The organism is Rathayibacter sp. AY1F6, assembly GCF_002932035.1.
GTDB lineage: Bacteria > Actinomycetota > Actinomycetes > Actinomycetales > Microbacteriaceae > Rathayibacter.
This window is the reverse complement of record NZ_PSVD01000014.1, coordinates 39,044-51,470: the sequence shown is the minus strand read 5'-3', so window position 1 is coordinate 51,470 and position 12,427 is coordinate 39,044. Positions and strand designations below refer to the sequence as shown.

Below are 12,427 nucleotides of genomic sequence, written 5' to 3'. Positions count from 1 at the left end.
ACGCGCAGCCCCTCAGAGCGGCGCGAGCACCAGCGACCAGAGCCAGCGCCCGCCGACGACCCGGTGCACGACCACGAACAGGGCGGTGATCGCGAGTCCGACCGGCAGCAGCACGGCGCCGGCCGCGAGGCGGTCGGGGGGCACGGCGAGCAGCAGGCCGAGCGGCACCGACGCGCAGGCTGCGACCAGCGCCGCGACGAGAGCGGCGCGGCGGTCCCGGGTCGGCTGCGGCACGACGCCGATCCGGCGCCGGACCAGCCAGTGGGCGAGGGCCCACGCGGCCGTGGTCCCGAGGGCGGTGCCGCCCGCGATCGCCGGCACGACGAGTTCGGCAGGCAGGAGGAGCCCGCCGACGAGCGCCCCCGCCGCGACGCCGACGGCCGAGACGACCTGGGTCGCCAGCGAGTCGCGGGCCCGACCCAGCGCGAACATCGCCCGGTTGAGGACGTAGGTCTGGCTGAAGCCGACCAGGCTCAGGGCGAGCAGCTGCAGGACTCCGCCGATCACCGGTGTGCCGAAGACGAGCTGCGTGAGCAGTGGCGCCGCCGCGACGAACAGGAGCGTCGCGAGCAGAGTGACGGCGAGCACCGCGTCCTCGGTCCGTCGGAGGTTCACCGCCGCGGCCGCCCGATCGCCGCGGTGCAGGTCCCGGCTGAGCGGCGTGAACATCGCCGTGGCGACGGAGACGACCAGGATGCCGTGCGGCAGCAGGAGCAGCAGCTGCGCGCTCGAGAAGGAGTTGAGGCTCGGCCCGTCGACGCCGGCGCGGTTCATGGCCTGGCCGGCCGCCGTCGCCGCGTTCGAGACGACGATGTACGACACCTCTGCGACGAGGGCGCCGAGGAACACCCAGACCGCGTCCCGCGACACTCCGCCGAGCCCGGCGACGCCGAAGCGCGGCCGCAGGCGGACGCCGACGGACCGCGAGAACGCGACCGCGATCACCCCCTGCACCACGATCGCCGCAGTGGCAGTGCCGCACAGGAGCGCCACCATCTCCGGCGTCCACTCGTCGGCGGGTGTCGACGCCGCCTCGGGGTGGATCAGGAGGAACACCGCGATCCCGAGCACCGAGATCACGTTCGCGCAGGCGGGCGCCCACGCGCCCGGCCCGTACTTCTCGGCGGAGTTGAGCAGCTGCGAGAAGACGGCGAAGACGATGTAGAAGAAGATCTGCGGCAGGCACCAGTAGGCCATCTGGGTGGCGAGCAGAGCCCAGTCGGCCGACCAGCCCCCGGCGTAGAGCCCGACGATCAGCGGCGCCGCGAGCGTGCAGGCGGCCGTGAGGAGCGCCGCTCCGCCGAGGCACACGGTGAGCAGCCGCTCGAGGGTCCGCACGCCCTCCGGTCCGTCGGCCCGCGCCCGGACCATCTGCGGCACGAGCACCGCGCCGAGCACCCCGCCCGCGATGAGCCCGTACAGGTAGGTGGGCGCGGAGTTCGCGACCTCGAACACCTGCCCGCCGACCGACGCGCTCGTGCCGCCGACCGCCACGACCAGGAGCGCCAGCCGGACGAACCCGAGGATCCGCGAGACGAACGACGCGACCACCATCCCCCCGGTCGCGCTGCGCATCCGGGCAGCATAGGCGGTGCGACCCGGGTCGCCACCGACCGCGGCGCCCGCCGGGGTCGATGCGTCACGAACGGTCGTCACGGGCGCGGGAGAGGGGCCGATCGTGACGCATCGATCTCGGGGAGGGCGGGAGGCGGGAGGGCCCGCGGGCGGCGCTAGACGCGCACGGGTGCGACGGAGGCGCGGCGGATCAGCCGCGTCTCCAGCTCCATGCGGGTGGCCGAGGCTCCCGAGGCGAGCGGGGTCGCCGACCGGTGCGCCTGGTGCAGCATCCGGAAGGCGATGGCGCCCATCTCGCCGATGGGCTGCTGGATCGTGGTCATCGGCGGGGTCGCCCAGGCCGACTCCTCGACGTCGTCGAAGCCGATGACGCTGAGGTCGCGGGGGATGCGGAGGCCGGCGTCGTCGGCGGCCTCGTAGACGCCGAGCGCCATCACGTCGGAGCAGGCGAAGAAGGCGGTCGGCGCGTCGGGCTCGGCGAGCATCAGCCCGGCGGCCTCGCGGGCCAGCTCGCGGTCCCAGTCGCAGTAGGCGACGCGCGGATCCTCGACTCCGGCGGCGCGGAGCGCGGTGGTGAAGCCGTCGATCCGGGCGCTGCTGTAGAGCTGGGTGCGGGTGCCGCCGAGGACGCCGAAGCGGGTGTGGCCGGCGTCGAGGAGGTGCTCGGCGGCCATGCGGCCCCCGTCCCAGTTGGTCGCGCCGACGCTCGCGACGTCGGCCGGCGGCCGCGTGCTGGGGTCGACGACGACGACGGGCAGCTCGGCGGTGGTCAGCAGGTGCAGCTGCGCGGCCGAGACGTTGACCAGCACCACGATGGCGCCGAGCGAGGGGCGGCGGAGGAGGCGGCTGATCCAGGCGCCGTCGTCGCGGGCGCGGGTGAGCACCAGGTCGACCCCGGCGGCGGAGGCCTCGGCCTCGATCCCCTCGAGGACCGGTCCGATCCAGGTGCCGCCGATGTGGCCGACGACGACGTCGACGATCTGGGCGGAGTGCGGATCCTCGACCGGCGGGCGCAGGCGCGGGCGGCGGCGGTAGCCGAGCGCGTGCGCCGCCTCCATCACGCGCAGGCGGGTCGCCTCCGAGACGTCGGTGCCGCCGTTGAGCACCTTCGAGACGGTGGGGACGCTCGTCCCGGCGCGCTCGGCGATCAGCGCCATGGTCGGGCGGGTAGTCGCTCCGGAGACGTCGTCGTGGTCGGGCATGTGCTCACCGTAGCGGATACCGACTTTCGCAACTAGCCCTGCGCCAGGACGGCTTGCTCCGCCGGGAACCGCGGTGCATGATGGTCGGACGCCGGGGCTCCCGCACAGAAGTTGCGCAAGTCCTGTTCGATGACGAACCGCGGAGCGATCCGCCCGCACGTGAGGACGACGATGACCGACCACTCCCCGACCACTCCCGGCAAGACGGCCCTCGTCGTCCGAGGGGGCTGGGACGGCCACCAACCGGTCGAGGCGACCGAGCTGTTCCTGCCGTTCCTCCGCGACAACGGCTACGACGTGCGCGTCGAGGAGTCGACCGCCGTGTACGCCGATGAGGCGTACATGCGGACCGTCGACCTGATCGTGCAGTCGAACACGATGACCTCCATCCAGTGGGAGGAGTTCCTGGGCCTCCGCGCGGCGGTCGAGCGCGGCACGGGCCTCGCCGGCTGGCACGGCGGGATCGCCGACTCCTACCGCGACAACTCCGACTACCTGCAGCTGATCGGCGGCCAGTTCGCCTCGCACCCCGGCAAGCACCCGGACGAGCGCACCGGCGAGCAGTCGGACAACTACATGCCGCACACGATCGAGATGACGGCCCTCGCCGCCGACCACCCGATCACGGAGGGCATCACCGACTTCGAGCTGGTCACGGAGCAGTACTGGGTGCTGCACGACGACTACAACGACGTGCTCGCCACGACCACGCAGGCCGTCCGCCCGTGGGACCCGTGGAAGCGCCCCATCACCTCCCCCGCGATCTGGACCCGCCTCTGGGGCGAGGGCCGCATCTTCGTCTCGACGCCGGGCCACCGCGTCGAGATCCTCCAGGACGACAACGTCCGCACGATCATCGAGAGGGGAATGCTGTGGGCGTCCCGCTGAGAGTCGGCATCATCGGCGTCGGGAAGATCAGCGAGCAGTACCTCGCGAACCTCCCGACCTTCCCCGGCCTCCGCCTCGTCGCGGTCGCCGACCTGAACCAGGAGCGGGCGCAGCAGGTCGCCGACGAGCAGGGCGTCCGAGCCCTCACCGTCGACGCGCTGATCGACGACCCGGAGATCGACGCGGTGCTGAACCTCACGATTCCGGCGGCGCACGTCGAGATCGGCACCCGCGCCCTGAAGGCGGGCAAGCACGTCTTCGCCGAGAAGCCGCTCGGGCTGAACCCGGCCGAGGCCGCGCCGATGCTCGACCTCGCGGACGAGCTGGGCCTGCGCTTCGCGAGCGCCCCGGACACGGTGCTCGGGACCGGGGTGCAGACCGCGCGCCTCACCCTCGACTCCGGCGCGATCGGCACCCCGATCGCCGCGCAGGTGCACTGGGCCGCGCCCGGCCACGAGCGCTGGCACCCGGCGCCCGAGTTCTACTACCAGCCCGGCGGCGGCCCGCTGCTGGACATGGGCCCGTACTACCTGACGGCGCTCGTGCACTTCTTCGGGCCGGTCGTCCGCGTCACGGGCCTGGCCACCCGCTCCGACCGCCCGCGCACGATCGAGACCGGGCCGAAGGCGGGCACGCCGATCGAGGTGACGATCGACACGCACATCACCGCGCTGCTCGAGCACGCCAGCGGAGTCGCCACCACCGTCACCGTGAGCTTCGAGGTCTGGCGCAGCCGGGCCCCGAAGTTCGAGGTCTACGGCACCGAGGGCACCATCTCGGTCCCGGATCCGAACATGTTCTCGGACCCGGTCGAGGTCGCCGTCCGCGACGAGGACTGGCGGGTCGTCCCCGACTCCGCCGGCGTGATCGACACCGGTCGCGGAGTGGGACTGGCCGACCTCGCGGAGGCGATCGCGGAGGACCGCCCGCACCGCGCCTCCGGCCGCGTGGCCCTGCACGTGCTCGAGATCATGGACGCCGTGCTCCGCTCGAACGAGGAGAAGGCGGTCGTGACGATCGCGAGCACCGCCGAGAAGCCCGACGTGATGCCGCTGCGCACGGCGGGCTCGATCGGCGCCTGACAGCGCCGGGGGGCGACGACGGGAGGCGGGGGATCGCCGCCAGCGCGTCGCTCCCCGTTCGGGGGTGACGGCGGGGGGCGACGCCGTAGACTCGGCGGATCGACGGTCCTCAGCCGCCGCCGCACGCGGAGGGGGATCGGCCGTGGCAGTCGGCTTCCGGCGGAGCGGTGAGCTCCGTGCCCTCGCGCGCCCCCGGCTCCGGGCGGCCGGCGACCCGCTCTCCCCCGAGGACCACCGCTCCCGGCTGTCCGGTTGGCTCAGCATGCCCGGCGGGCCGGGTCTCGTGCGCCCCTCCGCCCTCGCTCCGGCGTGGGAGGCGCCTCTGCTCCGGCTCGTGCGCGCCGGGGCGCCGGCGGAGGACCTGCACGAGGCGACCACCGGCTCCCCCGAGTGCTCGCGCCTCGCGGCCGTCGTCGAGCTCGTCCGCGACGCCCTGCACTCCGCAGACGACGACCGCGCTCTGCGGCTCACCGGCTGGCTGGTGCGCATCCGCTACGACCCGTCGGCCGACTCCTTCCTCCGCCGCTACGGGATCGCGCTGACCGTCCGCCTGCCGCTGAGCGGCGGCCTCGACGTGGAGGTGCCGCTCGACGCCCCGGCGCTGCGCCTGCTCTACGCCGAGCTCGCAGCACCGATGGATCCGGCTGCAGCGGTCGTGGCGGTCGAGACCCTGGAGCCGTCGACCTCGCGGCGTCGACCCTCGCCTCCCTCTACTCCGCCCGCCGACGCTGGAGCGACGTGGCCGAGTTCTCGGCGCCCGTCGAGAACGTGGACGCCGCCTCCGCCGCGGTGCTCATCCGCCGCGGCGTCGCTCTTCGCGAGCTCGGCCTGATCGAGGGCGCCCTCGAGGCGTTCGACCGGGTGGTGCGCCCGACCGTCACCAGTGCGCGGCCCGTGGAGCTGCGGGCGGAGGCGCTGCTCGAGCGCGCGAGCACGCTCCTCTCGGACGGGCGCACGGCTCCGGCTCGGCGCGATCTGGAGCGCGTGCTCTCCCGCTACCCGGACAGCGCCGCGGCGCACGAGCTGCTGGCGGTCACCGGGCGCTGACGCGACGGAGGGGCGCACCCTCTGCAGGATTCGCCCCTCCGGGGAGTGCGTCGGCTCAGTGCGTCGGCTCAGCCCTCGGCCTTCGAGGGCTTGCCCTCGGCGGGCAGGACCTCGTGCGGGGTGTCGCGCTCGTCCTCGCCCTCGGCCTGCGACGGCTTGTCGGACTGGTCGTCCGGGTCCTCGACGGGGCTCGGGGTCTGGTCGCTCATCGGAGTCCCTCCGGCTCGTCGGACGTGGCGGACGGCTCGGGGTGCGCCTCGAACTCCATCCAGGCGCGGTCCAGATCGGCCTGCGCCGACTCGGGCTCGCTGGCGAAGTAGCCGTCGTAGATCGCGCGGCCGCCGTGCTCGGGCAGGTCGTCGCGACCGCCGAAGGCCTGCGCGAAGCGGCCGACCTCGTCGTCCCTCTTCTGCTGATCCCGCAACCAGGCGGGGAAGGTCTGCGTCATGGTGACACCTCTCTCTCCTGCCCTCCAGCCAATCGCCCGCCGCGGATCCGGGCAAGCCCTTCCGCCGCGGGCCCCGAGGGGCCAGGCTCCGCCCTGGAGGAGCGGCGCTCCGCCCTCTAGAGGACATGTCCGCTACAGGGCGCCCCCGCCCCCGCCGCGGAGGAGAGCCGGCCCCTAGCGTGAGCCCGTGACCGACCCCGCTTCTCCGCGCCCCGCCCGCACCGCCGCGGGCCTGCGTTGCACTCTGCTCGCTCTGACCGCGACCGTCGCGCTGCTCGCCGGCACTGCGGCCCCCCTCGCCTCCGCCGAGCCGGACCCGGTGCCGGTCGGGAACGACCACCTCGCCAACGGCGTCGCCGCCTGGGGGCGCTACCTCAACGGGGAGTGGGACGTGCCGGCGGGCATGTCCGACCTCACGGACGTCGCGAGCAGCTACAGCCACACCCTCGCGCTCCACACCGACGGCACCGTCGAGGCCTGGGGAGCGGATCTGGAGGGCGAGCGGGACGTGCCGGCCGGGCTCCGCGAGGTGACCGCGATCTCGACCGGGTACCTCCACAGCATCGCCCTCACGATGGAGGGGACGGTCGTCGCGTGGGGCGACGACCGTCAGGGCCAGACCGACGTCCCGGCCGGACTCGGCGGCGTGACCGCCGTCGCCGCGGGCAGCTACCACACCCTCGCTCTGCGGGGCGACGGGACCGTGGCGGCCTGGGGCTCGGATCAGTTCGGAGCGACCGACGTGCCGGCGGGTCTCTCCGGAGTGGTCGCGATCGCCGCGGGCGGCTGGAACAGCCTCGCGCTGCGCGCCGACGGGACGGTCGTGGCGTGGGGCGGCGACGACAGGGGCGCGTACACCGCCCCGGCGGGCCTCCGGGACGTCGTCGCCGTCTCGGTCAGCTACTCCCACAGCCTCGCCCTGGAGCGGGACGGCACCGTCGTCACCTGGGGCGACCCCGTCGACTCCGGCTTGCCGCGGGTCCCCGCCGATCTCGGCGGCATCACCGCGATCGCCGCCGGCATCGGCTTCAGCGTCCTGCTGACGTCCGACGGCACCGTCGTCTCCCTGCACCCCGACGGCGACACGGAGCTGGACGTCCCGGCCGGGATCACCGGCGCCACCGGCATCGCGGTCGGCTTCAACCACGCCTTCGCGATCGGCCCGCTGCCGACCCTCACCGCCGACACCGCCGAGACGCTCGTCAAGACCGGGACCCGCTGCTCCGCGACCTTCACGGCGTCCGGCCCGGCTGCGACCTTCGAGGTCTCGTCCGGCGCCCTTCCCGCGGGGGTGGCCCTCTCGCCGGAGGGCGTCGTCTCGGGCAGGCCGACCACCGCAGGCGACTCCACCTTCACGGTGAGCGCGCGGAACGCGTACGGCACCACGGCCGGCGTGCCGCACACGGTCAGCGTGGTCCCCGCGAACACCCCGCCCGTCGTGACGGTCGCCTCCGCCACCGACGGCGCCTCCTACGAGAAGGGCTCGGAGCCGAGGGCCGCCTGCGCGATCACGGATGCGGAGAGCGGAACGTTCAGCGAGGAGGCCGTCGTCACCGGCACGCTCGTGAACGGCCTCGGCACCCGCACGGCGACCTGCACCTGGACCGACCCCGGAGGACTGACCACGACCGCCGCCGCGACCTACCGGATCGTCGACACCGGAGTCCCCACCATCGCCGCGACGACCACGCCGACGGCTCCGAACGCGGCGGGCTGGTTCCGCTCCCCCGTCTCCGTCGGCTTCTCCTGCGCCGACGGCAGCGGCTCCGGGATCCGCAGCTGCACCCCCGCCCGGATCCTGCGCGAGGGCCCCGGCCAGAGCGTCACCGGCACCGCCGTCGACAACGCGGGCAACCGCGCCACGACGACCCGCAGCGGCATCGCCATCGACACCACGAAGCCGCAGCTCTCGTTCACGTCGAGGCCCGAGGGGTCCTACCCCTTCGGCACCGTGCTCCCGGAGGCGCGCTGCCTCGCGGACGACGCACTCTCGGGACTCACCGGCGACTGCGTGATCACGGGCGGCGGCCGCTCCGTCGGACCGCACGTGTACCGGGCGACCGCGACCGACCGGGCGGGCAACGTCTCGACCCTCACCGCGTCCTACACCGTGACCCCGTGGACGATCGGCGGGCTCAGCGCCTCGGTGAAGAGCGTGGCCGCCGGCGCCGCGACCGGCATGACGTTCCAGGTGACCTCGACGTCCTCCGCGGGAACGTTCCGCCACTCCGCCCTCGCCGACGTGCGCAGCGTCACGCAGAAGCAGACCTCCTGCACCGCCGGCGCCGTCCTCACCGGAGCGCCGACGACCACCCTGACCGGACGCCTCCGCTACGACACCGCGACGAACCGCTACGTGAAGGCGTGGACGGTGCCCGCGAAGCGGGGCACCTGCTGGACGCTGACGGTCACGACGGCGGACGGCAGCACGGGGAGCGCCCGGTACTCGGTGAAGTAGCGGCGCCGGACGGCCGCCGCGGTCCGGTCAGGCTCCCACCGCGGCGTACCGCTCCGCGAGCACGCGGAACGCGGCGGCCAGCTCGGGCGGCTCGGCCCCGGCCATCGGAGCGTCGAACCGGCCGAACGACGCGGCGAGCGCCTCCCACGACCAGGCGCCGAGGGCGAGTCGGCAGCCCGCGTCGCCGAGGTCCTCCACCTCCCCGTCGCCCGCGTAGGGCAAGACCTCGGCGGCGGGCGCCTCCAGCACCACCGAGCCTCGGCACGGCCACCCCTCCCCGGGCGCTCCGCCGCGGAACCGCGCCTCCAGGAACTCGGCGGGACTCCGGACCGGCAGCGCCCGGCGGCGGAAGCGGGCACCGCGGGGTGAGCGCGGCTCGAGCCGGTCGACGCGGAACACCCGCCAGTCGTCGCGGTCGAGGTCGAAGCCGATGAGGTACCAGCGGCCCTGACGCGCGACCAGGTGGTGGGGCTCGACGCGGCGCACCGCCTCCGCGTACGCGAAGCGGAGCACCTCCGAGGCCCGGACGGCCGCCGCGACCGCGACCAGCCGCTCCGGAGGGACTGCGGGGGCCGGCGCCGCCGCGACCGTGAAGCGCAGCGCATCAGCTCGGGGCCGGAGCCGGGCGGGCAGGACCTGCCGCACCGTCGCCAGCGCACGGGCCGACGCCTCCTCGAGCCCCGCGATCGGCGCGCGCAGGGCGGCGGTGAGGGCGAGCACCTGCTCGTCGTCGAAGAGCAGCGGCGGGAGCTCGGCGCCGGCCTCGAGCCGGTACCCGCCGCCGGGGCCCTTCGCCGCGTCGATCCGGTAGCCCATCGTGCGGAGTCGGTCGACGTCGCGACGCACCGTACGCGGCGCGATCCCCAGGCGCTCGGCGAGCACTCCGCCCGGCCAGTCGCGGCGGGTCTGCAGGAGGGAGAGGAGCAGGAGGAGCCGCTCGGTCGTCGTGGGCACGTCCCGAGGGTATTCCGAGAAGAGGACCGTCACCGTCCTCTTCTCCTGGGAGCGTCGGGGCACCGGGTGATCGACCCGGCACGACTGCGAGGAGCGCACCATGAGCATCACCACGACGACCCACCTCAACTTCCGCGGACAGGCCCGCGAGGCGCTGGAGTTCTACGCCTCGGTCACGGGAGGCCGGGTCGACGCGATGTCCTACGCGGACGCGAACGCTGTCACCGCGCCCGACGAGGCCGACCAGCTGATGTGGGGCCAGGTCGTCTCCGAGGCCGGCTTCCGCGTCATGGCGTACGACGTCCCCGCGCACACGGCTTACGACCCGGGCACCATCCCGGTGTTCGTGTCGCTGCGCGGCTCCGACGCCGACGAGCTGCACCGCCTCTGGGACGGCCTCTCGGAGGGGGCGGCGGTCGTCGTGCCCCTGGCCCCGGCGGCCTGGTCACCCCTCTACGGGATGCTGCGCGACCGCTTCGGAGTGACGTTCGTCGTCGACCTCGAGGTCGCCTGGGGCTGAGGCCCTCGGGCTCGGCGGCGGGGCGCGTCCCACTGCGGACGCGCCGGCCGCCGACTCGGTACGCTCAGCACCGGATCCGGTCGGAGGGACGCTGCATGCTGGAGACGATCTCCGAGGCCCTCTCGCTTGTCACCCTCCCCCTCGGCGTGCTGTTCCTGCTCGCCGCGTTCGTCGCGGCGCTGATCGACGGACGCTGGCTGACGACGACCGCCTACCTCGAGGAGGGTCCGCCCCTCGCGCTGCACTGGGTGACCCGGGCCGGCGAGGTGCGATCGCGTCCGCTGTCCGCCGGGGACCCGCTGACGCCGACACGATCGGACCAGCGGGAGGTGCACTACCGCGAGGAGGATCCGCACCGCATCCGCCTACACCGGTGGAGCGACGCGGTGCGGGCGCTGCGCCTGACCGGCCTGATCCTGCTCGGGGCGGGCGTCGTCCTCGGGATCCTGTCGACGGCGCTGGCGGTCCTCGCCTAGGCGGCGCCCCGTGCGCGAGGATCGGACCCGTGGATGCGGAACGGGTTCTCGGTGACGGTCGGGCCGACGGGGTGTGGTGCCGGCTCGGGGAGCCGCTGACGGTCGCGCAGATCGCTCGCGGCGGGCCCGCGTGGCTGTGCCTGGACGCGCAGCACGGCGCGTTCGACGACGCCGCGGTCCTCGCCCCCCTTCGCGCGCTCGGCGTCGTGAGCGGGAGGCCGCCCGTCGGCGTCCGGGTCGCCGGGCTCTCCGACGCGCTGATCGGGAGGGCGCTCGACGCCGGAGCGGACGTCGTCGTCGTCCCGATGATCGAGACGGTCGAGGAGGCGCTCGCGGCCGTCCGCGCCGCGCACTACCCGCCGCTCGGTCGCCGCAGCTGGGGGCCGATGTCCGATCTCTGGGGCGCCGCTCCCCCGTCGGCCGCCGAGGCGCGCACCGCGCTCTGGGTCATGATCGAGACGCAGGCCGGTCTCGACGCCGTCGATCGGATCCTCGCGGTGCCGGGCGTGAGCGGAGTCTTCGTCGGCCCGTTCGACCTCGCGATCGGCCTCGGACGGGACCTGTCCGACCTGCTCGCCGCCGACGGTCCGGACGACCCGCTGCCGAGGATCGCCGCGGCGGCCCGGCGCGCGGGCAAGGGCGCCGGGGCCTACGCGGGCGACCGCGAGCGCGCCGGGCTGCTGCGATCGCTCGGCTTCCCGAGGGTCGCGGTCGCGACGGATCAGTCGCTGATCGCGCTCGGCACCGCGGCGGCGCTCGGCACGGACGCCGCCGACTCCGGCTGCTGAGCCCGAGGCCGGGAACGGGGCCGGCCGCCGGTCACCGGCGAGCGCTCCCGCCGGGGGGACGCACGGGCTCCGGCGGCTCGGGGACGAAGCGGAGGCCGCCGGCGGAGTTCGCGAGATCGGTGAGCGCCGAGATCCAGGCGGGGTTGATGCGGGGCATGCGGCCGCCGGCGTAGGTGTAGCGGAGCGTGTGCGAGGGGTGCAGCCAGATCGCGCTGCGGCCGTCGCTCATCCCGTTCTCGTCGCGCCAGGTGAGCAGGCACGACTCCCCCCGGCGCAGCTTCGCGGTGAGGACGATCTGCAGGTGGGCGAGCACCCGGTCCTCGACGTCGATCTCGACCGATCCGTCGTAGTGCAGCTTCCCCATCGGCGTCTCCCGGCCTCGTCCTCGGAGGACGGGCGCGCCTCCGGCCCGCCATCCTCGGGTGTCGTCCAGTGACCAGTTCGGGGCGACGACAACCGGCGGATCAGCTGGTATCGGCGGATCCGCTGGTCTCGACGGGGCCGGGCTCAGGCCGGCGGGTTCGCCGCCATGAAGTCGCGCATCGGCAGCAGGTTCTGGAGGGGCGCGAAGTACCCGAATCGGGGCAGGTCGAAGACCACTCCCGCGACTCCGGAGGATCCCATCGCCGCGATCCACTCGAGCGCGGCCGGCATCGGCACCTTCAGCACGCGCGACGCGTCCTCGTCGGAGAGGCCGGCGTGCAGCGCCCCGGCGCGGGCGCGCTCCCCCGTGGTGAAGGCGAAGACCATCGGCCCCGACTCCAGGCCGCCGACGAAGGGGGTGGGCGCGTCGTCCGGCCCCCGCGCGATGAAGCACCACATCGGCAGGGCGTAGACGCTGCGCCAGAGCGCGTCCATCGCGGCGAAGCTCTCGGGGTCGGCGCGCAGGGCCTCCGCCCGGGCGTCGATCTCCTCGGTCTGGTCCATGGGGCTCCCCTCGGCGCCGGCGATCGGCGCGGACCTCCACGCTAACGAGGCTCCCGCGCGAC

Annotated in this window: 15 protein-coding genes; 8 read left to right on the top strand and 7 right to left on the bottom strand. The window is 74.5% G+C overall.

All coding sequences use genetic code 11. From position 1 onward, the window contains the following. Positions 1-12: 12 nt before the first annotated feature. Together murJ and C5C44_RS11880 are read right to left on the bottom strand one after the other, a co-directional pair. Positions 13-1,575, bottom strand: a complete 1,563-nt coding sequence (murJ, locus tag C5C44_RS11885; protein WP_104250998.1) for a murein biosynthesis integral membrane protein MurJ — start codon at positions 1,573-1,575, stop codon at positions 13-15. Positions 1,576-1,730: 155 nt separating this feature from the next. Beyond that, the gene (locus C5C44_RS11880) at positions 1,731-2,777 is read right to left on the bottom strand and encodes a LacI family DNA-binding transcriptional regulator (protein WP_104224297.1); all 1,047 of its coding nucleotides are present in this window, start codon (positions 2,775-2,777) and stop codon (positions 1,731-1,733) included. A gap of 171 nt (positions 2,778-2,948) precedes the next feature. Between C5C44_RS11880 and C5C44_RS11875 the strand changes: the two genes are divergently transcribed. The 4 genes from C5C44_RS11875 (at position 2,949) to C5C44_RS11860 (ending at position 5,794) form a co-directional block, all read left to right on the top strand. Then, positions 2,949-3,665 (top strand): ThuA domain-containing protein, encoded by a 717-nt coding sequence (locus C5C44_RS11875; RefSeq protein WP_104335928.1) that lies wholly within the window; start codon positions 2,949-2,951, stop codon positions 3,663-3,665. Next, positions 3,650-4,747, top strand: coding sequence for a Gfo/Idh/MocA family protein (locus C5C44_RS11870; RefSeq protein ID WP_104255953.1), 1,098 nt, complete (start codon positions 3,650-3,652; stop codon positions 4,745-4,747). Before C5C44_RS11875 ends, C5C44_RS11870 begins: the two co-directional genes overlap by 16 nt. Before the next feature lie 142 nt (positions 4,748-4,889). Further along, positions 4,890-5,579 carry a hypothetical protein gene (locus C5C44_RS11865; RefSeq protein WP_104335919.1) on the top strand — a complete coding sequence of 230 codons (690 nt, stop codon included), beginning with the start codon at positions 4,890-4,892 and terminating at the stop codon, positions 5,577-5,579. After that, positions 5,516-5,794 carry a tol-pal system YbgF family protein gene (locus C5C44_RS11860; RefSeq protein WP_181027209.1) on the top strand — a complete coding sequence of 93 codons (279 nt, stop codon included), beginning with the start codon at positions 5,516-5,518 and terminating at the stop codon, positions 5,792-5,794. Before C5C44_RS11865 ends, C5C44_RS11860 begins: the two co-directional genes overlap by 64 nt. A gap of 68 nt (positions 5,795-5,862) precedes the next feature. Here C5C44_RS11860 and C5C44_RS17075 read toward each other — a convergent pair whose 3' ends face one another. Further along, positions 5,863-6,003: a hypothetical protein gene (locus tag C5C44_RS17075; protein ID WP_159940045.1), complete on the bottom strand. Its 141-nt coding sequence runs from the start codon at positions 6,001-6,003 to the stop codon at positions 5,863-5,865. After that, positions 6,000-6,242, bottom strand: a complete 243-nt coding sequence (locus C5C44_RS11855; protein ID WP_104227148.1) for a hypothetical protein — start codon at positions 6,240-6,242, stop codon at positions 6,000-6,002. The genes C5C44_RS17075 and C5C44_RS11855 overlap by 4 nt, the downstream gene beginning before the upstream one ends. A 187-nt stretch (positions 6,243-6,429) precedes the next feature. Here C5C44_RS11855 and C5C44_RS11850 point away from each other — a divergent pair, with 187 nt between their 5' ends. Then, positions 6,430-8,700 carry a PxKF domain-containing protein gene (locus C5C44_RS11850; protein ID WP_104335918.1) on the top strand — a complete coding sequence of 757 codons (2,271 nt, stop codon included), beginning with the start codon at positions 6,430-6,432 and terminating at the stop codon, positions 8,698-8,700. Positions 8,701-8,727: 27 nt separating this feature from the next. Here the strand turns inward: C5C44_RS11850 and C5C44_RS11845 are convergent, their stop codons facing one another. Continuing rightward, positions 8,728-9,654, bottom strand: a complete 927-nt coding sequence (locus tag C5C44_RS11845; protein WP_258066730.1) for a YafY family protein — start codon at positions 9,652-9,654, stop codon at positions 8,728-8,730. A gap of 100 nt (positions 9,655-9,754) precedes the next feature. Between C5C44_RS11845 and C5C44_RS11840 the strand changes: the two genes are divergently transcribed. From C5C44_RS11840 to C5C44_RS17065, 3 genes are all read left to right on the top strand, one after another. Beyond that, the gene (locus tag C5C44_RS11840) at positions 9,755-10,174 is read left to right on the top strand and encodes a VOC family protein (RefSeq protein ID WP_104224302.1); all 420 of its coding nucleotides are present in this window, start codon (positions 9,755-9,757) and stop codon (positions 10,172-10,174) included. 95 nt (positions 10,175-10,269) lie between these two features. Further along, positions 10,270-10,650, top strand: a complete 381-nt coding sequence (locus C5C44_RS17070; protein ID WP_104267914.1) for a hypothetical protein — start codon at positions 10,270-10,272, stop codon at positions 10,648-10,650. A 29-nt stretch (positions 10,651-10,679) separates the two neighbouring features. Further along, a complete protein-coding gene (locus C5C44_RS17065) occupies positions 10,680-11,438 on the top strand; it encodes an HpcH/HpaI aldolase/citrate lyase family protein (RefSeq protein ID WP_181132833.1) in 759 nt (252 codons plus the stop codon). Between the two features lie 31 nt (positions 11,439-11,469). Here C5C44_RS17065 and C5C44_RS11830 read toward each other — a convergent pair whose 3' ends face one another. Together C5C44_RS11830 and C5C44_RS11825 are read right to left on the bottom strand one after the other, a co-directional pair. After that, the gene (locus C5C44_RS11830) at positions 11,470-11,802 is read right to left on the bottom strand and encodes an ATP-dependent DNA ligase (RefSeq protein WP_104258024.1); all 333 of its coding nucleotides are present in this window, start codon (positions 11,800-11,802) and stop codon (positions 11,470-11,472) included. Positions 11,803-11,945: 143 nt separating this feature from the next. After that, complete coding sequence (locus C5C44_RS11825) at positions 11,946-12,365, bottom strand: hypothetical protein (RefSeq protein ID WP_104238485.1); 420 nt, start codon at positions 12,363-12,365, stop codon at positions 11,946-11,948. Positions 12,366-12,427: the final 62 nt, after the last annotated feature.